The sequence below is a fragment of the Gilliamella sp. W8136 genome, from assembly GCF_016101285.1.
GTDB classification, from domain to species: Bacteria; Pseudomonadota; Gammaproteobacteria; order Enterobacterales; family Orbaceae; genus Gilliamella; species Gilliamella apicola_N.
The window spans coordinates 79,037-101,812 of record NZ_JACFQU010000015.1 but is presented as its reverse complement, the minus strand read 5'-3'; the positions used below and the strand labels follow the sequence as shown (position 1 = coordinate 101,812).

The 22,776-nt window shown below is 34.5% G+C and carries 22 protein-coding genes; 14 read left to right on the top strand and 8 right to left on the bottom strand.

Annotated features, from left to right (window positions below; all coding sequences use genetic code 11):
• The first annotated feature begins 4 nt into the window (after positions 1–4).
• The 5 genes from H3T96_RS11160 (at position 5) to asd (ending at position 6,099) form a co-directional block, all read left to right on the top strand.
• On the top strand, positions 5–1,084 hold the full coding sequence (locus tag H3T96_RS11160) for an SIS domain-containing protein (RefSeq protein WP_144092657.1): 1,080 nt from the start codon (positions 5–7) through the stop codon (positions 1,082–1,084).
• A gap of 2 nt (positions 1,085–1,086) precedes the next feature.
• Positions 1,087–2,085, top strand: coding sequence for an SIS domain-containing protein (locus tag H3T96_RS11155; protein WP_065738079.1), 999 nt, complete (start codon positions 1,087–1,089; stop codon positions 2,083–2,085).
• Between the two features lie 17 nt (positions 2,086–2,102).
• Positions 2,103–2,534 carry a PTS sugar transporter subunit IIA gene (locus H3T96_RS11150; protein WP_065738080.1) on the top strand — a complete coding sequence of 144 codons (432 nt, stop codon included), beginning with the start codon at positions 2,103–2,105 and terminating at the stop codon, positions 2,532–2,534.
• 215 nt (positions 2,535–2,749) lie between these two features.
• On the top strand, positions 2,750–4,819 hold the full coding sequence (locus H3T96_RS11145) for a prolyl oligopeptidase family serine peptidase (RefSeq protein WP_144092655.1): 2,070 nt from the start codon (positions 2,750–2,752) through the stop codon (positions 4,817–4,819).
• A 176-nt stretch (positions 4,820–4,995) separates the two neighbouring features.
• Entirely contained in the window at positions 4,996–6,099 is a 1,104-nt protein-coding gene (gene asd / locus H3T96_RS11140; RefSeq protein WP_025316790.1) for an aspartate-semialdehyde dehydrogenase, read from the top strand.
• Positions 6,100–6,149: 50 nt separating this feature from the next.
• Here the strand turns inward: asd and H3T96_RS11135 are convergent, their stop codons facing one another.
• The 3 genes from H3T96_RS11135 to nagB are packed head-to-tail and all read right to left on the bottom strand — an operon-like array spanning position 6,150 to position 9,378.
• Positions 6,150–7,382 carry an ROK family protein gene (locus tag H3T96_RS11135; RefSeq protein WP_144092653.1) on the bottom strand — a complete coding sequence of 411 codons (1,233 nt, stop codon included), beginning with the start codon at positions 7,380–7,382 and terminating at the stop codon, positions 6,150–6,152.
• A gap of 35 nt (positions 7,383–7,417) precedes the next feature.
• Positions 7,418–8,560, bottom strand: coding sequence for an N-acetylglucosamine-6-phosphate deacetylase (gene nagA / locus H3T96_RS11130; RefSeq protein WP_144092651.1), 1,143 nt, complete (start codon positions 8,558–8,560; stop codon positions 7,418–7,420).
• Between the two features lie 11 nt (positions 8,561–8,571).
• Positions 8,572–9,378: a glucosamine-6-phosphate deaminase gene (gene nagB / locus H3T96_RS11125; protein ID WP_086325887.1), complete on the bottom strand. Its 807-nt coding sequence runs from the start codon at positions 9,376–9,378 to the stop codon at positions 8,572–8,574.
• 249 nt (positions 9,379–9,627) lie between these two features.
• On the opposite strand from nagB, the gene nagE reads away from it, so the two are divergent.
• Positions 9,628–11,121 carry an N-acetylglucosamine-specific PTS transporter subunit IIBC gene (gene nagE, locus H3T96_RS11120; RefSeq protein WP_086325886.1) on the top strand — a complete coding sequence of 498 codons (1,494 nt, stop codon included), beginning with the start codon at positions 9,628–9,630 and terminating at the stop codon, positions 11,119–11,121.
• 191 nt (positions 11,122–11,312) lie between these two features.
• On the opposite strand, the gene tusC is transcribed toward nagE, so the two are convergent.
• Genes tusC through fkpA form a run of 3 tightly spaced genes read right to left on the bottom strand, consistent with a single transcriptional unit; the run spans position 11,313 to position 12,900 of the window.
• Positions 11,313–11,666, bottom strand: coding sequence for a sulfurtransferase complex subunit TusC (tusC, locus tag H3T96_RS11115; protein WP_086325885.1), 354 nt, complete (start codon positions 11,664–11,666; stop codon positions 11,313–11,315).
• A gap of 29 nt (positions 11,667–11,695) precedes the next feature.
• Positions 11,696–12,064 carry a sulfurtransferase complex subunit TusD gene (gene tusD, locus H3T96_RS11110; protein ID WP_144092649.1) on the bottom strand — a complete coding sequence of 123 codons (369 nt, stop codon included), beginning with the start codon at positions 12,062–12,064 and terminating at the stop codon, positions 11,696–11,698.
• A 17-nt stretch (positions 12,065–12,081) separates the two neighbouring features.
• On the bottom strand, positions 12,082–12,900 hold the full coding sequence (fkpA, locus tag H3T96_RS11105; RefSeq protein WP_144092647.1) for an FKBP-type peptidyl-prolyl cis-trans isomerase: 819 nt from the start codon (positions 12,898–12,900) through the stop codon (positions 12,082–12,084).
• 236 nt (positions 12,901–13,136) lie between these two features.
• On the opposite strand from fkpA, the gene fabZ reads away from it, so the two are divergent.
• The 4 genes from fabZ to rnhB are packed head-to-tail and all read left to right on the top strand — an operon-like array spanning position 13,137 to position 16,171.
• Entirely contained in the window at positions 13,137–13,583 is a 447-nt protein-coding gene (gene fabZ / locus H3T96_RS11100; protein WP_086325882.1) for a 3-hydroxyacyl-ACP dehydratase FabZ, read from the top strand.
• Positions 13,584–13,623: 40 nt separating this feature from the next.
• Positions 13,624–14,403: an acyl-ACP--UDP-N-acetylglucosamine O-acyltransferase gene (gene lpxA, locus H3T96_RS11095; protein ID WP_086325881.1), complete on the top strand. Its 780-nt coding sequence runs from the start codon at positions 13,624–13,626 to the stop codon at positions 14,401–14,403.
• Positions 14,403–15,545 carry a lipid-A-disaccharide synthase gene (gene lpxB / locus H3T96_RS11090; protein WP_144092645.1) on the top strand — a complete coding sequence of 381 codons (1,143 nt, stop codon included), beginning with the start codon at positions 14,403–14,405 and terminating at the stop codon, positions 15,543–15,545. The genes lpxA and lpxB overlap by 1 nt, the downstream gene beginning before the upstream one ends.
• Before the next feature lie 35 nt (positions 15,546–15,580).
• Positions 15,581–16,171 carry a ribonuclease HII gene (gene rnhB / locus H3T96_RS11085; RefSeq protein ID WP_144092675.1) on the top strand — a complete coding sequence of 197 codons (591 nt, stop codon included), beginning with the start codon at positions 15,581–15,583 and terminating at the stop codon, positions 16,169–16,171.
• 6 nt (positions 16,172–16,177) lie between these two features.
• Here the strand turns inward: rnhB and H3T96_RS11080 are convergent, their stop codons facing one another.
• Together H3T96_RS11080 and H3T96_RS11075 are read right to left on the bottom strand one after the other, a co-directional pair.
• The gene (locus H3T96_RS11080; RefSeq protein ID WP_144092643.1) at positions 16,178–16,777 is read right to left on the bottom strand and encodes a YiiX family permuted papain-like enzyme; all 600 of its coding nucleotides are present in this window, start codon (positions 16,775–16,777) and stop codon (positions 16,178–16,180) included.
• Between the two features lie 99 nt (positions 16,778–16,876).
• Positions 16,877–18,166, bottom strand: coding sequence for an NAD(P)/FAD-dependent oxidoreductase (locus H3T96_RS11075; protein ID WP_144092641.1), 1,290 nt, complete (start codon positions 18,164–18,166; stop codon positions 16,877–16,879).
• A gap of 335 nt (positions 18,167–18,501) precedes the next feature.
• Here H3T96_RS11075 and H3T96_RS11070 point away from each other — a divergent pair, with 335 nt between their 5' ends.
• The 4 genes from H3T96_RS11070 (at position 18,502) to H3T96_RS11055 (ending at position 22,771) form a co-directional block, all read left to right on the top strand.
• On the top strand, positions 18,502–19,473 hold the full coding sequence (locus H3T96_RS11070; RefSeq protein ID WP_144092639.1) for an HlyD family secretion protein: 972 nt from the start codon (positions 18,502–18,504) through the stop codon (positions 19,471–19,473).
• Positions 19,455–20,594: an ABC transporter permease gene (locus H3T96_RS11065; RefSeq protein WP_065738095.1), complete on the top strand. Its 1,140-nt coding sequence runs from the start codon at positions 19,455–19,457 to the stop codon at positions 20,592–20,594. The genes H3T96_RS11070 and H3T96_RS11065 overlap by 19 nt, the downstream gene beginning before the upstream one ends.
• 14 nt (positions 20,595–20,608) lie before the next feature.
• On the top strand, positions 20,609–21,796 hold the full coding sequence (locus H3T96_RS11060) for an ABC transporter permease (RefSeq protein WP_086325875.1): 1,188 nt from the start codon (positions 20,609–20,611) through the stop codon (positions 21,794–21,796).
• 72 nt (positions 21,797–21,868) lie between these two features.
• The gene (locus tag H3T96_RS11055) at positions 21,869–22,771 is read left to right on the top strand and encodes a 1,4-dihydroxy-2-naphthoate polyprenyltransferase (protein ID WP_144092637.1); all 903 of its coding nucleotides are present in this window, start codon (positions 21,869–21,871) and stop codon (positions 22,769–22,771) included.
• Positions 22,772–22,776: the final 5 nt, after the last annotated feature.

Here is a 22,776-nt window from a genome sequence, read left to right as displayed (position 1 = left end):
AAAAATGAAAAGTATCGCTGATTATGTTGCATTAGAGCCTGAATATTATCAGAACATCTTGGATGATTATCAAACACTGTTCACCCAACATATTGACTTGAGTAAAATTAAACAACTTAACTCAATTGTCATATTTGCAACAGGTTCAAGTTCTAATGCAGCTTATGGTGCAAGATCTTTAATGAGTAAAATCTTAAAGGTTCCTGTTTATATTGAGGATCCTTCAATCGCTGCTAATTATTTACATTACAGTGATCCTAATACTTTGTATTTTGCTATTTCACAAGGTGGGGAAAGTTATTCAACGATTCATTTAGTTGAAGAATTTATAAAAAATAATCAAACCATCTATACGCTCACCAGCAATCCCAATAGCCCATTGTATAAAATTAGTAATCATGTGTTATCTATGGGAATTCCAGTTGAGGAAATGCCTTATGTAAGTGCGGGTTATAGCGTAACCATTCTTGATTTAATATTGATTTCCTTAGTGATTGCTCAAAAAAAGGGGAGTTTAAACGATCAACAAGTTAACAGCTATCTGGATCAACTTCAGAAAGTAACTCATTTACTTCCTAAAGTCATTGAACAATCCCAAATGTGGGTTAATCAATACCAACATCAGTTTTATCACGCTAAAAGAGTAATATTTATTGGTTATGGCGCAACCTACGGAGTTGCTAGAGAAGGCGAAACAAAATTTACCGAAACCGTACGTAATACCGCTTTTGGTAAGGAACTCGAAGAATACATGCATGGCCCATATTTAGGATTACATGAGGATGATCATATCGTGTTTCTTGAGCCCCACGGCCAGTTAGCTCAACGAGCAAACTTATTAAAAGTTTTTTTAGATAAACATGTTAAACATGTCTCAACCATTTACGCCAATTGCAGTAACAATCTTAAAGAAGAGGACTTGTGCCTTAATGTCGATATAGATGAATTATATGCATCATTGTTTATGACTGTCCCTATTCATCTATTAAGTTACCAAGTTTCAAGATTAAAAGGTCATAACCTTGAAAAATCAACCTATCCAGAATTTGATGAAATAACTAGCTCGAAAATTAAGAGGATCTAAAAATGAGAAAATATGATGAAAAGAAAGAATTAGACAGCATGAATGGTGCTTTAGCATTAAGACCACAAATTAATGAATTTATCGATAAAATCCACGAGCGTGGTTATAGCAATGTTTGTTGGTTAGGTATTGGTGGTACTTATGCATCATCAATGCAAGCGGTTGTCCATATGAAAGAAAAAACAGCCATTGAAACTTTCGTTCAACATGCTGCTGAATATTTAGTTACAGGCAATAAACGTATCACTAAAGACACATTGATTATTATTTCTTCTGTAACAGGTACCACACAAGAAGTTGTTGCTGCTATTGATAAAATTAAAAAAGAAGTTGGTTCAACTGTATTCGCTTTCATGGATAAAGCAGATACTCCATTAGGAAATATGTCTGATCATGTAGTTGTTTACCCAATGAATGAACAATTAAAATTCTTTATGACAGCGGATCGTTTAATGTTTTTAGCGGGTGAATTCCCTGATTATGATGAGTTTTATCAAGAAATGGATCAACATTTTGCCAAAAATATCGTTGCTGTTGCGAAAAAAGCCGATAAATTTGGTCAAGAAGTTGCTGAAAAACACCATAACGACTCAATGCACTATTTTGTTGGTGCGGGTAATCAATGGGGTGCAACGTATTCTCATGCTATGTGTTATTGGGAAGAACAACATTGGTTACGATCAAAATCAATTGAATCAGCAGAGTTCTTCCATGGTACGTTAGAAGTTATCGACCGTGACACTGCAGTCACTGTTTATGTTGGTGAAGATACTCAGCGCCCATTAAGTGAAAGAGTGGCTAAATTCTTACCTCAGATCTGTGGTAATTACACCATTATCGATACCAAAGATTATGAATTACCAGGCATATCAGAAAAATATCGTGGAAACCTTTCACCATTTGTTTTCCGTGCTATTAATAACCGTATTGATGCTTATGTTGAACATTTAAATCGTCATCCAATGTCAATCCGTCGTTATTATCGTTGTTTAGATTACTAAAATAGGAACTTAAATCGATGATTTCTGTATTAGTCAGTACACATGGTTCAACAGCGAAAGGTTTAATTGAAACAACTGAAATGATTTGTGGTAAACAATCTCAGTGTGAAGCTGTTTCGTTTGCAATGGGACAATCAACAGATGATTTTCAACAACAACTGCAACAAAAGCTAGAAGAGTTACAAGGTTTTGGCTCAGAAATTGTATGTTTTGTTGATTTAAAAGGTGGGACACCATTTAATACTTTAGTTAGATTGATGGCTGATTTTCCTAATATAGAAATAGTCACTGGTGTAAATGTCCCCATGTTGTTAGAAACTTTTATGCAACGTGATGAAGTAAATCTACCAACATTGTTACCCGATATTATACAAGCCGGAACTCAAGGTATTGAGCGGTATAATATGGCCTCAATGAGTGTAGATGAATCAAGTGATGAAGATTTCTAAAATCGACAATTCGCCAAACTTAAATAAGCCCGAATTATCGGGCTTTTTTTATCAAAATAATTTATTTAAATAGCAATAATAATCTATAAGTATTGGTAAATTGTGAGTCAATACGAATAAATAATAATAACCGTTTAATATATCATGATATAAATGATAGAAATAGGTGATTATTTAAGCTTCATTTTTTATAAATATGATAAAGGGAAACGGTAATGTTCTTATTCAAAAAATATTTTTATATCATTATCATCTTTTTATCATTAATGAATTGCATTAGTTGTGTATCTAAAAACTCTTATTCATCAGTAGACAACTATGGTTGGATGGAAACCGATCAAGCACGAACCAATGAATGGTTATTAACAAAGTCACATGAAACCCAAAAAATACTTAATGCTCTGCCTTGGAAAGCTTCTGTAGTAAAACGATTTAATACCTTAACAGCCTATGATTCCCAACCAGTCATATGGAATATTCAATATGTTGGCGATAATTGCTTTTACCTAAAAGAAACAGAGAACCACCCTTATAACCGTTTGTTTGTTAAAGATCGTCTGGGCAAAGAAAAATTATTAGTCGATCCGCCAGTAGGATATGGTATATATACTTTCTACCCATCAAATGATGGTAAGTATGTTGCTTATGCTATTTCTGAAAATGGCTCTGAAATTTCAGCTATCAATGTGATTAATGTAAAAACTAGAGCACACCTACCCGATAGCATATCCGGCATTACTGTGCCAAATTTAGTATGGACGAATGATAATGCATCTTTTTTCTATCATCGTAATGATCTTGCTGATTCTGATAATCGAAAATCAGGAACGGAAGAACTTTATCTTCATCGTTTAGGCATCAATATTGAAAAGGATTTGGCTATTTTTGGCAAAGCCAATATTGTGAATTATCATGCTAATACTGACCAATATACCTACTTATCTCTATCTGCCAACTGGGCAGTTACTTCAGTGGAATCTTCAATATCCGGTGATACCATAGATTTATATTTAACCGACTCTACTTCTCTTTATCAGGAAAACAAACATTGGCAAAAGATCATCGATAGAAAACAAAATGTAACGGATTTTTTGGTACGAGATAATTGGCTTTACTTGGCTAAATATAATGACTTTTCAGGTTATACCATTTCTCGATTAAACCTTGATAATATCCATTCGCCAGAAGAAAAAATAATAGAATGGAAAAAAGGGGAATTGACGGAGTTTACAGCAAGCAAAGATGCTATTTATCTTGCTTATTATGAATCTGGGACACCTAAATTTGTTACTATCCCTTTCGCCGATATACATACTATCAAATCCATTCCGATTACTAATGGTAATGAGGTAACGGCTATTTTTTCTAGTTCAGATCACAAAGAGATTTTATTCACCCAACAAAATTGGAATATACCACCTAAAATATGGCAATATGATCCTGATAGTCAGTTAATTGAAGATTCTAAAATAATAAAGACTGATGCATCACTATTTGCAGATTATGAATCAGAGCAAAAATGGGTTAAATCCAATGATGGCGAGCTCATTCCTCTTACCCTTATTCATCGAAAAGGAATCAAACTTGATGGCAATAATCCAACTTGGTTAACGGTTTATGGAGCTTATGGCGAAAGTAATTATCCTAATAATTATGATACCACCCGTTTAATTTGGCTTGAGAAAGGTGGAATTATTGCTATTGCCCACGTTCGTGGTGGTGGAGAACTCGGACCTAAATGGCATCATGATGGAAAAGGAAAAAATAAAATAAATTCAGTCAATGATTTTATCAAATGCGCAAAATACCTTATTGATCATCATTACACAAACTCATCCAAGCTAGTCATTAGTGGCGCCAGTGCTGGTGGCATTGTAATTGGCATTGCATTAGCAACACATCCGGAACTTTTTGCCGCCGCATCAATCACCTCAGGTATGTTGAATATGAGCCGTTTAGATCAAATACCAATTGGTAGTATAAATTTTCCGGAATTTGGTTCACCTTTTAATAAGCAGGAATTTAATAATCTGCAAACAATCGATGCTTATCTTAATCTACGTGAAGATGTTAACTACCCACCAGTTATGCTTTCGGTCGGATTGAAAGATGAGCGTGTATTTCCTTGGCAGAGTGCAAAATTTTCAGCTCGACTTAATGAGATCAATCACACCTCTTTAGACAAAAAGGTCTTGGTAATTGCTAATGAAGATGCTGGTCATTTTGTTAATAATTTTGTCAATATGATGGTGTTTTTTATGTGGAAAACCAATATTACTGACTAGCTTATGATATGCTAATTTTTGTATAACATTCAGTTTTGTCTATAAAATTATATATAACACCACGTTATCATATCCGCTACTACAAAAATAATTCTTATCTTACTTGTTTTATTACAATATTTTGTTTTAATAGTAGATAATCTTTACCTATAACATCTACTTATTGGAAATAAACTATGAAAAATGTTGGTTTTGTCGGTTGGCGAGGAATGGTTGGTTCTGTTCTTATGCAACGAATGGTTGAAGAACATGATTTTGATTATATCAACCCTGTTTTCTTTTCTACATCACAAGCTGGTCAAGCTGCGCCTACTTTTGGCGGTAAAACAGGAACATTACAAAGTGCAGATAATATTGATGCGTTAAAAGCATTAGATATTATTGTGACCTGTCAAGGTGGTGATTATACTTCTGAAATTTATAAAAAATTACGTGCAACTGGCTGGCAAGGTTACTGGATTGATGCCGCATCAACTCTACGAATGGAAGATGATGCTATTATTGTTCTTGATCCTGTAAATAAAGCTAACATCCATGCCGCTTTAGACAAAGGAATAAAGACCTTTGTTGGTGGTAACTGTACGGTAAGTTTGATGTTAATGTCACTCGGTGGATTGTTTGCAGAAAATTTAGTTGATTGGATATCGGTTTCTACTTACCAAGCGGCTTCTGGTGGTGGTGCTCGACATATGCGCGAGTTATTAACACAAATGGGAATGCTTAATGCTGAAGTAGCTAAAGAGCTACAGGATCCTAATTCTTCTATCTTAGATATAGAACGCAAAGTTACCCAAAAAATGCGAGATGGCAGCTTACCAACGGATAATTTTGGTGTTCCATTAGCTGGTAGTTTAATTCCTTGGATTGATAAAGCTTTAGATAATGGTCAAAGTAGAGAAGAATGGAAAGGTCAAGCTGAAACGAATAAAATTTTAGGTACTAGCGAAATTATCCCTGTTGATGGACTTTGTGTGCGTATCGGTGCATTACGTTGTCATAGCCAATCATTCACAATTAAGTTGAAAAAAGACATCAGTGTTCCAGAAGTTGAAAAATTACTTGCTGCGCATAACGATTGGGTTAAAGTTGTTCCAAATGATCGTGAACTTTCAATGCGAGAACTCACTCCTGCTGCTGTTACAGGTACATTAACTACACCTGTTGGACGTTTACGCAAACTTAATATGGGTAAAGACTATTTATCTGCCTTTACTGTTGGCGATCAGTTATTATGGGGTGCTGCCGAACCATTAAGAAGAATGCTTCGTATCTTAGCTTAATCAACAAAAAAGCCCGGTTAACGGGCTTTTTACGCTATAAATAAATGCCATTATACAGTTATATCGTTTTCGAGTAATATCATTAATAATGAACCATTAAATAAAGCTTGTTGCACCAATGCAAACGCACCAATTGCCGATCGGTCATTGAGTGATGAACAATTGATAGTAAGATTTTTTCTTAACTCTTCTAAGCTTTGTGCATTTAACGCGCAGTTTACCGCATTTAACAATATTTCTGATGATTTAGTTAATTCACCCGCTAACACGATTTGTTGTGGATTAAAAATATTGACCATAATAGCAACTGCACGGCCTAGATTTTCACCCGCATCTTTGATTAACTTGATGGAAAGTTCATCACCTTGATTTGCAAAATGACAAATATTAGCAATACTGCATTCATCCAGAGATAATTGCGTTGGATAGCCTTGTTCAATCATCTGTTTGGCTCGATGCTCAATCGCATTATTAACCACTCGATTTTCTAAACAACCAAAATTGCCACAATGGCAGCGTTCACCTAACGCATCGACTTGAATATGACCAACTTCACATGCACTTTGATTATGATTAGTTAGTAATTGTTGATTAATAATAACACCAGAACCGACTCCTCGATGGACACGTATTAAAATAGAATCATCCACATTTTGTGTCGTACCAAAATAGCTTTCAGCCAATGCCAAACTTTGAATATCATTACCTAAAAAAATTGAAACATTAAATTGTTTTTGTAACTCTTCGGCTAATGGCCATTCTTTAACTTGAATGTGAGGCATATAACGAATCATACCATGTACAGAATCAATCAATCCCGGAAGTACGACTGATATGGCTATAAGATTTTTTATTCTTTTATTATTCTCTTGGATAAATTGCTCAATCAATTTAATCAGATATTTTTGCGCAAGCTCCTGTGTAAAATGTGTTAATGGATATACATTCGATGCTAAACAGCGACCACCAATATCATAAAGTTCAATTGTTACATGTGAACGACTGAGCTGCACAGCAATAGTCTGATAATTGTTGAATTTAGCTTCAATTGAAACAGCAGGACGCCCTCCCGTTGACTGTTGTGCATCAACTTCTCTAATCAATTTTTTTTTAATTAGTTGGCGAGTAATCTTAGTAATGCTGGCTGGTGCTAAATGGCTGATTTCAGCTAATTGAATACGAGAAATAGGAGCATGCTGAACGATCAAACGATAAATCATGGCATAATTTAATTGTTTGATCAGATCAGCATTTCCAACTAAGTTTAGATAATTAAAGGTCATACGGTATCTCAATATTTCATTAATTATCTTACATTCTAGCCATTGATCTCTCCATTAACAACCGTTTTAGTAATAGTAAAGTTACGATCAAAGATAGCTAAGTTGGCTATTTTACCTTCACTAACGCTACCAAGGGTTTTATCAACACCAATTGCTTTCGCAGGATAAAGGGTTGCCATTCTTAATGCTTCGTCCAATGCAATACCAACATATTCGACTGCATTTTTTACTGCATCAATCATGGTTAAAGCTGAACCGCCTAATGTACCTTTTTCATCTACACAACGACCATCTTTATAATAAATGGTTTTACCTGCAAATACCGCTGATGTTAAATTTGACCCAGCCAGCAACATAGCATCAGTAATTAATATCAAGTGATCTTGTTTGATTTTATGGCTGTTTCGGATATTTGCCCAGCTAACATGTTGTCCATCGGCAATAATACCAACATAAACGTCAGGTTCATCATAAATTGCACCAACTACACCTGGTTCGCGCCCAGTAATATATGGCATAGCATTAAATAAATGTGTACCTAAACGAATACCAGCATTAAAACCTCGACGGCAATCATCGTAATGACCGTTGGAATGGCCAACTGAAACATGAATACCAGCGTTAACCAATTGTTTAATAAAATGAGCTTCAACTCTTTCGGGTGCTAGAGTAATAATTTTAATTACATCAGCATTATCACAAAGAAAGTCGATCATTTCTTGCGATGGTAAACGAATAATATTTTCATCATGAATACCTTTCTTTTCAGGATTGATATAAGGCCCTTCAAGATGTAAACCCAATGCTTGATTAGGATGTTTAACTAAATATTCACGCATCACCTTTACCGCTTTGATCATAAATTCATCTGTTGATGTGATTAAAGTCGGTAAATAGCTCGTACACCCATAAACAAGATTGGTTGCTTGCATTTTTTCTAATGTTTCAACACTTAACGCATCGAGTGTTTCATTAAATTGCACGCCACCACAACCATTTACTTGGATATCAATAAACCCAGGTGCGACAATCGCACCTTGTAAATCTTCAATAGTGATATTTGCAGACAGTTCGTCTTGTTTACAGATTTTAGAAATCTTATCACCATCGATAATAACAGCGTGATTTTCAAGAATCTCATAACCAGTATAGATACGACAATTTGTTAATGCATACATTGTTTTATCCTTTATAAAACGGTAACTTTTAGATTATCAGCTTCCAATTGTTTGAAATATTTTAATGTTTTTACTTTAAGATCATCAGTACTTGGCTCATCACAAACAATAAGCGATGATGGATGCATTTGTAATGCAGTCACAGTCCAAAGGTGATTAACGGATCCTTCAACTCCAGCTTGCAGTGCTAAGCTCTTGTTATGGCCACAAACTAATAAAATGACTTCTTGTGCATCCATTAAAGTTGCAACACCAATAGTCAATGCATGTCTTGGCACTTGAGTAACATCATTATTAAAAAAACGAGAATTAGCAATTCGTGTATCTTCGGTTAATGTTTTAATTCGAGTACGAGAGCAAAGTGAAGAACCTGGTTCATTAAAGGCAATATGTCCATCTTGACCAACTCCGCCAACAAACACATTGATTTTTCCATAATTTTTAATTTTTTCTTCATACTGACGGCATTCTTCGTCAATATCTACTGCATTACCATTTAATATATGGATGTTATTTTTATCAATATCAATATGGTTAAAGAAATTTTCATACATAAATGTGTGATAACTTTCTGGATGATCTTCTGGGAGCCCTACATATTCATCCATATTAAACGTAACCACATGTTTAAAACTTACATTACCTGCTTGATATTGTTTAATAAGTTGTTGATACATGATCAATGGTGAGCTGCCTGTTGGTAATCCCAATACAAACGGACGATCCGCTGTCGGTTTGAAATCATTAATTTTTTTTACAATGCGTTGTGCCACCCAAGCACCCACTTCTTGTGCATTTTGTAAAGGAATAAGTCTCATGAGATAATGCCTCTTTTGGTATAATTAAATAACTTCTTTTTTTTAGAAGTAAAATATGTTAATTGTATTTTACTATATTAGCGGAATTAATCAAAAAAAATCGTGATGTAAATCACATAAAACGCATAATTAATTTGCGAAGTAAAATAATATAAGGTGAAATAGGATCGATCGTTTACTACTATTTAAAAATGCATAATAAAAGATCATTTTTAAATATAGTTTTAATAAATATATGAGGTTAAACTAATGGGAATTTTAGCTTATATGCAACGTATTGGGCGCTCACTTATGGTGCCAGTTGCTGTATTGCCTGCTGCTGCAATACTTATAGGAATAGGGAATTGGATTAATGGTATGCCATGGGGCTCCGGTAGCATTGTTGCAACATTTTTAACTCAATCTGGTGGTGCTATTATCGGTAATATGGCAATATTGTTTGCAATTGGTGTGGCTTACGGTATGTCTAAAGACAAAGATGGCGCGGCAGCGTTATCGGGATTAGTCGGATTTTTAATTATTACCACACTTTTATCAACTAAGTCATATGCCCTTTTTAATGGGATTGATATTGAACAAGCTGGTTGGGAAAAATTAGTACCACTTGCATATGACAAAATTAATAATCAATTTATTGGGATATTAGTTGGGGTTATTTCTGCGGAAATTTACAATCGATTTAATTCGGTCGAATTACATAAAACGTTAGCTTTTTTCAGTGGTAAACGTTTAGTCCCGATTATTGTATCTATTGTAATGCTCTTGGTTTCCTTTATTTTATATTTTATCTGGCCAATGGTTTTTAGTATTTTGACTTCATTTGGTGAACAAATCAAAGATTTAGGTTCAGCTGGAGCAGGTATTTATGGTTTCTTTAACCGTCTACTAATTCCTGTTGGTTTACACCATGCGCTAAATTCAGTATTTTGGTTTGACGTAGCAGGTATTAATGATATTGGTAATTTCTTGCAACCGGAAAAAAGTCTTGCGGCGGGTACGGCAACGATAGGGATTACTGGCCGTTATCAAGCAGGTTTCTTCCCAATTATGATGTTTGGTTTACCTGGCGCAGCATTAGCTATGTATCATACAGCGAAAAAAGGGAATAAAGATAAAACGGCTTCAATTATGTTAGCAGCTTCTTTCGCCGCTTTCTTTACTGGTATTACTGAACCGTTAGAATTTGCCTTTATGTTTGTAGCACCAGTGCTTTATTTAATTCATGCTATTTTAACTGGTATTTCTCTATTTATTGCTGCAACTATGCAATGGATATCTGGATTTGCATTCAGTGCTGGTTTAATCGACATGTTACTGCAATCAGGCAACCCATTAGCTGTTCATTGGTACATGCTAATCCTTCAAGGTTTAGTGTTCTTTGTTGTCTACTATGTAGTTTTCCGTTTTGTTATTGTTAAATTCAATTTAAAAACACCTGGACGTGAGGATGATGATAGTGCGGACACCACAGTAGAAGAAACACAACAAAAAGCAACAACAAGTGATTTATCAACACTTGCTCAGCAATATTTAGCAATCGTTGGTGGTAAAGAAAATCTAACCAATATTGATTCTTGTATCACACGTTTACGTTTAAGTGTAAAAGACACAGATCTAATTGATGAACAAGCGGCAAAAGCTCTTGGCGCTATGGCAGTAATTAAATTAGGGAAAACAGGTGTACAAATTGTAGTTGGTCAGCAAGCAGAAAAAATCGCCAATCATATGAAAGAATTAGTATAGTAAAAAATTAATACAATTATATTAATAAAATAATCCACGATATTTATACAGTATAAAAAATAGCGTGGATTATTTATTTTTCCTCATCCAATCTCATAAAAATTACGATAATCCTAATCCATTAGCTATCTCTTTTTATAAATCTTATTTGTAAAAAAGTTTCAGGTTATCTATACGTTTCAGTATAAAAATTAGAATGTTAAGATTACATCTTGGATATTTAATAATTGGTTTAATGATTGGTTATTAATAACTTTACAAGCAATATTCTGTGTTACCTTAGCAAGGTTTCGTGTATTAAGTGAAGATTCGCATACATAAACATCTTCAATATCATAAAGTTCAAGCATATTAAATGTCGCAATATAATCACGCATTAAAATGTGTTCTGGAGATTGATTAGGCAACAGATGAAATACACCATCATCAATAAAAAAGACAGAAATATGATTAATTGCGGATGCAGCTAGGGCTATATCCAATGCTTCTCGACCTTTAGCACTGCCATGAGGTGGAGAACTAATAATAATTGCGACTTTTTTCATTTACCAGCCTTAATACTAAAATTTTAATATTAAAATTGAATAGTTCGATCTGTTTCTGCAATAGATGCACTTAATTCACCAAGCCCAGTTAACTGAAAACAATCAGCAAGATTCGTTTCAATAACACCTCGTCTTTGAGCAGCAGCAACACAAATAGTTAACGTTAAACAATACTCTTTTGCCAACGCTTGCCATGCCGATACTAAATCAAATTCATCACTAGCAGGATCGATAAACTTATTACCATTATAGATACCATCTGCATAAAAAAAGATATTTTTAATTGTATGGGAAGTTTTGGATAACAAAGTTTGTGCAAATTGATAGGCACAATAAGCAGATTGGGTCCCATATGCGGGACCCATAACAACAAGTGTATAACTAAATGAATCAGTCAAAATTAGTCAGCTAAATCTTATTTAGCGCTATTGTTGTTTTTATTTTGATCAGATGTTGATTGTTCAATTTTATCATTGTTATCACCATCAATACCAAGTAATTCAACTTCAAAGACTAATGTTGATGCTGGTTGAATACCTGCTTTATCATCTTGACCAGGAAAACTTTGATCTCCATAAGCTAAATCTGGTGGAACAACAAGTTTGATTTTACCACCCACACCAACTAATTGAATTCCTTCAGTCCAACCTTTAATTACCGCATTAAGAGGGAAAGTTGCAGTTTCACCTCGGTCATAAGAACTATCGAATTTACGACCATCAGTTAAAGTACCGGTATAATGAACAATAACGGTGTCATCTGCTTTTGGATGGCGATCAGATCCTTCTTTGATGATTTGATAAAGTAATCCTGATTTTGTTTGTTTAACATCTTTTTCTTTTGCAAATTCTTCACGGAATTTATCACCAGCGGCAGTATTTTCCGCTTTTTCTTTTTCAAAACGAGCTTTGGTTTCTTCTTGAATACGTTTGCCAAATGCTTCTAAAACATCTTTAACTTCATCTTTTGAAAGTTGAGAAGCACCACGGAAAGTTTCGTTAAAACCACTAATTAGATATTCTTTATCTGGACTAATTTCATTTTGCTCTAAATTTGTCGACATATATGAAGCAAATGAAGAACCTAATGCATAAGCTTCTTTTTGTGCATCAGTTGATATGGTCACTTTATTGGTACTGGCGTTGTTATCAGTTGTATTTTTTTTATCATCACATCCAACCAATGCTAATACGATTGCACTACTTACTAATGTCATTTTAATCAATGATTTCATACTACCTCTCCGAGTTAGAAACTTTTATAGCTCAATTTTACTATTTGAATTATTATAAATGATTTAATGTAAGATAATATAGTTTTTACAAATCATTTATGTAAATAAATTATAATAACATAGCATAAGCAGATTCATATAAAAGAAAAGTACTATTCAAATCATTCTTGAGTGAAAGCCACATCCTCAGTTATAATAGGTGCAATTTATAGCAAATAATATAAAGGATAGCTATTTTGACTACCGAACTTAATACCCTTGATATTGAAGAAATCATCAGTTTATTGCCTCATCGTTATCCATTTTTGATGGTTGATCGTGTACTTAGCTATGAAAAAGGCAAAACATTAAAAGCCATTAAAAATGTCACTTTTAATGAACCATTTTTCCAAGGCCACTTTCCAAATAAACCGATTTTTCCTGGCGTTTTAATTCTAGAAGCGATGGCTCAAGCAACTGGAATTTTAGCTTTCAAAAGTATTGAAGAGTTATCTCCGGGACAACTTTATTATTTTGCGTCAATTGATAAAGCTCGCTTTAAACGCCCTGTAGTGCCTGGTGATCAACTCGTATTAGACGTTGAATATATTAAAGAACGTCGTGGTATTGCATTGTTCCATGGTGTTGCAACCGTTGATGGTAATCTGGTTTGTGAAGCCGAAATGATGTGTGCACGTAAATAATATTGACTTTGAAATATCCCAAAAGTATTAAGGAAATGCTATGTCAACGGAAATACATCCAAGTTCAGTAATAGAAAAAGGGGCTAAGATTGGCAATAATGTCAAAATTGGACCTTTTTGCTTTGTTGGTGAAAATGTTGAAATTGGTGATGGGACTTTTTTAAAATCACACGTAGTCATCAACGGTCACACTAAAATTGGTAAAGATAATCAAATTTATCAATTTACTTCAATTGGTGAAGTTAACCAAGATTTAAAATATCGTGGTGAACCAACACGCACTGAAATCGGTGATCGCAACATGATTCGCGAAAGCGTAACCATTCACCGTGGCACCGTGCAGGGTGGTGAATTAACACGTATTGGCAGTGATAATCTATTTATGATTAATGCGCATGTTGCTCATGATTGTGTTATTGGTGATCACTGTATTTTAGCTAATAATGCAACTTTAGGCGGGCATGTCCAATTAGACGATTATGTAATTATCGGTGGCATGACAGCCGTACATCAATTTTGTGTTATTGGTTCACATGTTATGGTGGGTGGGTGCTCTGGAGTTGCCCAAGATGTACCACCTTATGTTATTGCCCAAGGTAATCATGCAACGCCTCACGGTGTAAATTATGAAGGTTTAAAACGTCGTGGATTTAGCAAAGAGGCTTTGCAAGCGATTCGCAATAGTTATAAAGTTCTTTATCGAAATGGCTTAACATTAGACGATGCCAAAGTAGAGATTGAAACCATAGCGAAACAGTATCCTGAAGTCCAATTATTTATTGATTTCTTTTCACGTTCAACACGTGGCATCATCCGTTAATGATAAATAAACCATTAACCATTGCGTTAGTCGCAGGGGAAACCTCGGGCGACATTCTTGGTGCTGGTTTAATTCGCGCACTCAAAAATCATCATCTCAATATTGAGTTTATTGGCATTGCTGGGCCACAAATGCAGGCTGAAGGCTGTAAAGCTTGGTATGAAATGGATGAACTTTCGGTTATGGGCATCGTTGAGGTGTTAGGTCGATTACGTCGTATTTTAGCTATTCGTCGCGACATCACTAAACGCCTCATTGAATTAAAACCTGATATTTTTATTGGTATCGACGCCCCTGATTTTAATCTTTCGTTAGAGGGTAAACTTAAACAAGCAGGCATTAAAACCATTCACTATGTGAGTCCTTCGGTTTGGGCGTGGAAGCAAAAACGAGTATTTAAAATTAAACGCAATACTAATCTTATTTTAGCGTTTTTACCTTTTGAAAAAGCGTTTTATGATAAGTTTGATGTTCCTTGCCGTTTTATCGGTCATAAAATGGCAGATGATATCCCACTAAATCCAGATCAAAAAGCAATGCGTCAGCAATTAGGTATCCCTCTTGATTGTCTTTGTTTGGCTTTATTGCCTGGTAGCCGTCACGCAGAAGTCTCTTTACTGTCAGAACCATTTTTAAAAGCCGCACAATTATTACGCCAGCGTTACCCTGATTTGCATATTGTAGTTCCGTTAGTTAATGCCAAAAGACGTAAAGAGTTTGAACAAATTAAAGCTCAAATCGCCCCTAATCTTGAAGTGCAGCTATTAGATGGTCAAGCCCGTGAAGCGATGATTTCAAGTAATGCCACTATCTTGGCATCTGGCACAGCAGCATTAGAGTGTATGTTAGCCAAATGCCCAATGGTAGTAGGATATAAAATGAAAGCCTTTACTTTTTGGTTAGCTAAAAAAATAATCAAAACGCCTTATGTTTCTTTACCCAATATTTTAGCGGGAAAAGAACTTGTACCCGAACTATTACAACAAGATTGCACACCAGAAAATATCGCCAATCATATTATCCCTTTTTTAGAAGGAGATAATACCGAAGTTAAAAATACCTTTCTCACTTTACATAAACAAATTCGTTGTAATGCTGATGAACAAGCTGCACAAGCAGTATTAGATGTTTTAAAGGATTAATGTTTTAAAAATACGCTGTTAGAGGATTTATATTGTTGTTAGAATTTACTTACCCTGATGCTACATTAATAGCCGGTGTCGATGAAGTTGGAAGAGGACCGCTATGTGGCGATGTTGTTACTGCAGCAGTTATTTTAGATCCAACTAAACCTATCGTTGGTTTAACCGACTCAAAAAAACTTACTGAAAAAAAACGTGAACAGTTATTTGAAGTGATAAAAGACAATGCATTAGCTTGGTGTGTTGCCAGAGCATCGGTGGATGAAATCGATGAGTTAAATATTCTACATGCCACTATGCTGGCGATGCAACGAGCGGTATCTGGCTTAAAAATCAAACCCAATTATGTCTTAGTCGATGGCAATCGTTGCCCCGATTTTGGCATTCAAACCCAATCCGTTGTTAAAGGTGATCTATTAGTGGCAGAAATCAGTGCTGCATCAATTTTAGCTAAAGTCACACGAGATCGTGAGATGGTCGAGTTAGATAAACTTTATCCCCAATATGGTCTTGCTAAACATAAAGGTTACCCAACCAAAGATCATTTAATTGCAATAGAAAAACATGGCATTAACCATTTATATCGTAAAAGCTTTGCACCAATAAAAAAATTACTGCAATGCTAAAGTCAACTACCAGCGCTTATCAACCGTGATTAGTAGTGGTGAATTAAACATCGCAACAGGTGAAATTACCGTTTCTTGATAAGGTATCTTATTACCATAGCGTTCTTTTAATTTTTGTTTAACCGCTGGTGATGACAGATTAAAATCCTTAATCGTTTGTAATTGACCAATTTTCAGTTTAAGTGCCCGATTATAAATTTTCCAAACTAATTCTGAACAATAAATATAGTTATCATCCCAACCAAACCAAATATCGTAAGGTTTGTTTTCAAATGTTTTGGCGACCTGTTTTAAATTAGTAATTTCTTTTTGTGATAATGTATGATCTTTTAAACGTTTTATCACATATTTTTTATTTTTTCCGCGATTTATCCAATTATCTAATGGTGTATAAACCACTTTACTTGCCGCTTCAAAAACATAAGGTTTGCCATTTTTAGTAAAAATGATACCCATATGACTATAAGGCGACTTAGTTGCCTGCTCAACGGCTTTACTTTGGTTTGATTGGGAAGATTGGAAAATAATATCACCATCTTGTGGTTGATAATTTGCTAAAGCAGTATAGCTAGCGAAAAGTAAACCAAAAATGAAAATAAAACGCATTAACCACTACCTATAAAATCGAATCAATTAAGATTATAGTATAATCTAAAACAGCTACTTAACAAATTTTTTAAGTAGCTGTTAGTTGTTTTTTAATAATTAATCACGATTACAAAAAATGGAAGTCGATTTGGTTTTGTACATAAATTTGCTGGCACGAGCAAAACGAATCGTTTTAAAGATACCCAATAAACTGGCTTGATGCATTCGATACAATAATCGATGAATAATTAATGCAAACCAACCTTTAACACTCATTTCACTCTTTCCAGCTATTTTGACCACACCTTGTGCAGTATCATGTAAAGAAATGATTGTTCCATTATCGGTATATTTAAATGATTTCAATGGATTGTTATTTAGTATATTGATAATATTTTCATAACATATTTTTGCCATTTGATGTGCAGCTTGAGCGGTAGGTGGTGAGGCATGACCATTCTCTTGCATTGCATAAGCACAATCACCAATAACAAAAATACTGTCATCACGGGAAGTTTGCAATGTCGGTTTTACCACCAATTGATTGGAACGACTAGACTCTAAGCCTGAAATTTCTTTTAAATAATCAGGTGCTTTAACACCCGCAGTCCAAATCATAATATCGGCTTTGATGATATCGCCATCTTTTGGATAAAATCCATCATTTTCCGCTTTTGTAATCATGGTTTTTGTTAATACATGAATACCTTGTTTTTCAAGCGTTTTAGTAATACTTATCGCTGTTTTTTCTGGCAAAGCAGGTAAAATACGATCAGTTGCTTCAATAACAGACACATCTAGAAGATCCGAACACATTTTGTTGCGACCACAGGCGCCAAATGTTTCTACCATATTTGGTAATTCAGAAGCTAATTCAACACCGGTTGCTCCACCACCAACGATTGCAATTCGGATTTTATCTTGATCAGTGCTTTGATGATCATCAATGATTGAACAAAAACTAGTGAATTTATTGATCAAGGTTTCTCGCAAACGAATAGCCGCATTTTGATCATCTAAGAAGATACAATGTTCTTTAACACCAGGTGTACCAAAATCGTTAGAGGTACTACCAATGGCAATAACCAGAATATCGTAATCAATAGAAATAGATTCATCATTATGGTTGATAATCGTAATTCGCTTGCTATCTCGATCAAGATCGGTAAATGTACCTTGGGTAAACTCAAAATTATGCTGTTGCCCTTGAGATGCATAATAAATATTATCAACTTGCTCATCAAGGACACCCGTTGCTACTTCATGTAATAATGGTTTCCATAAATGATAACTATTTTTATCAACTAAGGTAATTTGAGCTTTGTCCGTTTTGCCTAATTTATCACCTAGATCAGTAGCGAGCTCTAAACCGCCAGCACCACCACCTATAATAATTATTTTTTGCATAATTAAAGCCTTATTAATTTAATTAAAAATATCTTACTAAATAAGTAGGTTTTTATCTATTTCTTTTGACTGATGATATTCATAAATAAAATCTATTAAAATGGTGGTTTAGAATTATTGAAATTTATTTAAGGGTGAAATAGAATGTAAACAATCAAGTTATAAATTATTCCATATAATCTTTATTTTGGTTTAAAAATATAGCGTTGTTTGTTTAAGTAAAACACTATATCGTGTGATATAGTAATCATTAATGACGTATGTTAATTCTTGATTGCGTACAATTATCCTAGTTCTTTAGGCCTTTTCTTACAATTGTCATTCAAAACAAATTTATGAATAAAAAAATTTTTATTGTTATAGCATTGATTGTTATATTAATTTCGATGACGATCTTAATTCGTGCTCATCATAGTGAACTTATCTTACAAGGCGAAGTTGATGCGCCTAATGTTAGCATTTCCTCTAAAGCAAAGGGGCGAGTGCAAGTTATTCATGTGAATCGTGGTGATGATGTCAAACTAAATGATGTCTTAATTACGCTTGATAGTCCAGAACTTTTAGCACAAGTTAAAGCGGCCGAAGCAGCACGAGATCAAGCACAAGCACAAGTATCACTTTCTGAACATGGCACACGTGAAGAAAGTATTCGTTATTATGAAGCATTACTTGAACAAGCTAAAGTAGCTTATGACAATGCCTCAAAAGAGTACAATCGTAATAAAGCAATTTCAGCAAAAGGCTTTGTATCACAATCAATATTAGATAATGCGCTGAAAACGCGTGATGCTGCTTATCAACAAGTTTTATCAGCACAGGCTAATTTAGATCAAGCACGAAATGGTGATCGTGTTGAACAACGACAAATTTATGATGCCAAATTAAAAGAAGCTGAAGAACAACTTAAGCAATTACAGATCCAATTTGATGACTTGCAAGTTAAAGCCCCAGTAGATGGAGAAGTAGGTTCGATTCCTGCTGAAGTAGGCGAATTATTTAATGCCAATAGTCCACTATTAACCGTTATTCGATTACCACAAGCTTATTTTGTGTTTAATATTCGTGAAAATATTATGCCTCATATTCATAAAGGTGATCATATTAAGCTAGAAGTTCCCGCACTTGGTAACAAAGAAGTTGAAGCGGAAGTTCGCTTTATTTCACCAATGGGTGATTATGCAACCAAACGCGCCACTCGTGCGACCGGTGATTTTGATTTAAAAACGTTTGAAATTAGACTTTATCCAACTAAACCTGTAGAAGGCTTACGCGCAGGTATGAGTACATTATGGAAAATAGACAACTAGTTTTAGACTTCTGGCATCGCTTTAAAGACGCTTTTAACGATGAAATACCAGTTATATTTAAGCGATTTACTTTCCATTGGTTAATGTGGATTTTACCGCTAATTATCTTTGTGTTAATTAGCAGTATCTTTCACAAAGGTGTACTGTTTGATCTACCGGTAGGCTATGTTGATCAAGATAAAAGCTCTTTATCTCGTGAAATAATACGGGATCTTAACGCTGGCGCACATGCCAATTTGATTAATTATGATAATCAGCTAAAAATGGCTGAGCATGATTTAGAAAAAGCCAAGATTTATGCCGTTCTTTATATACCACCTAATTTTGAAGCAGATGTGTTAGCTGGTCGTCAACCAACACCAATGCTTTATTATAATGCTCTATATTATAGTGCGGGTTTATATTCAATAATGGATTATTCAGGGTTAATTGCATCATTAAACACCCAATATCGGACTACCATGGCAACCAGTATTGGTTTACCCGTTCCAAAACTTGCTCAAGTTAATTTCAATTATGATGGGCTATTTAATGCAAGCGGTAACTCGATGTACTTCCAACAGTTTTCGGCAGTAGTACATTTGTTGCAATTATTTGTGGTTACGACAACTATTTATATTTTGTCGCAATTACCCAAACGCACTCGACCTAATTATCCATTTGTATTAGGTAAATTAGCCCCTTATACCATTTGGTATACCATGTTATTGATGTTTGAAATAGCAATGCTGGTTTTATTTTCTGATGCTCGAGTATCCGGTTCGCCCTTTGCTATGATGATGGTGGTTTTCTTTTATGTAATTGCGGCACAAAGTATTGGTATTTTGCTTTACACGTTTACCAAAACAACATTAGATGCATATACTTATATTGGGGTTTTAGTAGGGCTTGCATTAACCTATTCAGGCGTGGTTGTACCAGAGTTATCTATGCCTTGGATAGCTAGGTTTATCTCATCACTTGAGCCTTTAACTTATGCGCTCAATAAATTGTTTGATCTATTTTTACGGCATTCTAGTTATCTATCCGTATTAAAAACCTGTAGTATTTTGATGATCTATCCAATAATTATTACAGTGTTAGTTAGAAAACGTTTAGTCAAGCGTTTACATTCACAGTAAGAGGCAATATTTGGATGCTTAAGCTATTTTTTTCTTCAGCTGTAAAAATGTTTTTCTTTATGCTAATGCGACCAATGTGGTTATTGATGCTATTATCTGTCTCATTAATGAGTCTTGTTTATCTTAATGGTACTATCACTAATTTACCCGTTGCTATTGTCGATCAAGATCATACCGCGACGAGCCGCAGTTTGATTCGTTCTTTAACTACCAGTTCTAAAATCAATGTCCTAACCTATGAAAATTCATTACAAGCTTATGATGATATAAACAATCGTAAATTGTTTGCAGTTTTTACCATTCCAAGGGATTTTGAAAAACGCTTATTAAATGGTCAAGATGTAACCATTCCTGCTTATGGCGATGCTTCTAGCCGTTTAGCTAATGGTTTGATACAAGTTGATATTAAGGGAATATATCAACAAATATTGACCGAATATAATATGCGAGTAATGCGTAATGGCGGGTTTTCTGATCAGCAGATTAATATCATTTTATCGCCAATAAAAGGGCAAACGATGCCACTTTATAATGCTGGTATCAGCTTTGCAGCAATAACCTTTCCTGGACTACTAGTCATGTTGTTGCAACACTCCTTTTTAATTGCCTCAACGCGAATCAATATTACCCTACACTCCTTGCCACAAGGTAAGCCACCAAGGATTGTTATATTCGGAAGTCTATTCGGTATTATTCCAATATGGTTATTTTTATCTATAGTCCTATTTGGATTATGGCCATGGCTACTCGGTTATCGGCAATTAGCCAGTATACCTGAAATTATTATTATGACATTTCCTCTATTATTAGGAATTTTGGGCTTAAGTAAATTGCTTACAGAGTGTTTACGCCGAGCGGAGATGATCTATTTAACTTTAGCTTTTTTAACCACGCCCGTATTTTACCTATCTGGTACCATATGGCCACTTGATGCGATGCCTTTATGGGTACAAACAGTATCGAGAATGCTGCCATCAACATGGGCAACGAATATGATTGCCGGCGTAAATCAGATGGGATTAGGTCTGTCAGACAATTTATTTAATATATTTATGATTCTTTTTCTCGGTGTAATGTATGGTTCATTAGGCTTTTTTATTGCTGCACTACGAGAAGGAAAAGTCAGAGGATATTTCAAAAAATTAAAGAAATTTTTACGGCCTAAAAATCCAAAAATTCATAATAAACCGTCAATTAGTTAGTACTAAAACGTGAATATATTATTGATTACTGATATGATGAATGCTTGATTTTTTAAATAAATAATATGTTGTATGTCCAATAAATATTATCCATGGATTATTAGTTTACGCCCTAAAACATTAGTATTATCACTTTGTGCCATTTTGATGGGTAATACGCTTGCGTATTGGGGTCGGTCTTTTGATCCACTGATTATGCTCTTATCAATTATTACCGCATCATTACTACAAATTTTATCGAATCTAGCCAATGATTATGGTGATGCGATTAAAGGCAGTGATGATCAAAACTTAACTGGGCATAAACGGGGTTTGCAGTTAGGTTTAATTACGCTTAATCAATTAAAAAAAGCATTATGGATTAATACTTTTTTATGTATTTTATTTGGACTGGCTTTAATTTATTTAGCTTGTAATAATATTTATGAAATTTTAAGTTTTATACTATTAGGAATATTATCTATTATTGCAGCAATAACTTACACGGTAGGTAAAAAACCTTATGGTTATATAGGTCTTGGAGATCTATCTGTTCTTATCTTTTTTGGTCTAATTAGTGTAATAGGAAGCTATTACTTACAAACCAAAACATTACCAATACCAATTATTTTACCAGCTTTAGGCTGTGGATTATTGTCCGTTGCAGTACTTAATATTAATAATCTTCGTGATATAGACAGTGACAGAATGAATCACAAACGAACACTGGTAGTTTTAATGGGCAAAGATCGTGGGCGAGTTTATCACCTTCTATTATTGGTGATCTCATTATGCTCATTTAGCATATTCTCCTATAGTTATCTAAATCCTCGTTGGGGTTGGCTATTTATGCTCGGTCTACCTTTGTTAATTGAACATATCTATGCCGTTTTTCGTTTTAAAACAGCAAAAGATGCGTTCCCTTTACTATTACAAATGGTCAAACTTGCTTTATTGATTAATTTACTTTATTGTTTGGGGATAATTTTGAGCTAGCTCAC